Genomic DNA, 513 nt, shown 5'->3' with positions numbered 1-513 from the left:
AGGTGAAGTTCAGGTCTTGCAGCACTTTCAGGGTATTGGGGCTGCGCCGCAGCCAATTGGCGTTGTAGCCCACCGAGCGCTGACCGGTGAGTTTCTGCACCGCCTCGACGCCGTCGCCGATGAAGGCCTTCTCTTGCTCGTAGCTCATGTTGTAAGAGTCGGCCCAGCGCATGCCATGGGCGGCGACTTCATGGCCACGGTCGGCGATCGCCCGCACCAGTTCGGGGTGTTTCAACGCCGCTTCGCCCACTACATGGGAGGTGACCTTGATGCCGTTGCGGTCCCACAAGTCGAGCATCCGCCACAGGCCTTCCTTGTAGCCGTAGTCGAACCAGGTCTGTGCCGGCATGTCCGGGTAACCCTTGGGCAATGGAGTGCCGGAGAACGGACTTTCGGCACCGTCGGGCTGGCCGCCGGTTTCGAATTGCATGGAGAACGAAATCACCAGTTGCGAGCCATCCGGCCACGGGCGTTCCTGGGCGAACGCGAGGGACGGCAGCAGCAGGGCGGCGG

At 63.4% G+C, this 513-nt stretch carries 1 protein-coding gene; it reads right to left on the bottom strand.

All coding sequences use genetic code 11. The annotated features are described in order from the left end of the window. Positions 1–513 (bottom strand): polysaccharide deacetylase family protein (locus tag AC1DLB_RS31870; protein WP_477786515.1); only part of this gene is annotated, 513 nt, incomplete at both ends.

Source organism: Pseudomonas sp. 05N434 (assembly GCF_056396965.1).
The sequence above is the reverse complement of the archived record's forward strand: the minus strand, read 5'-3'. Positions and strand labels throughout refer to the sequence as shown.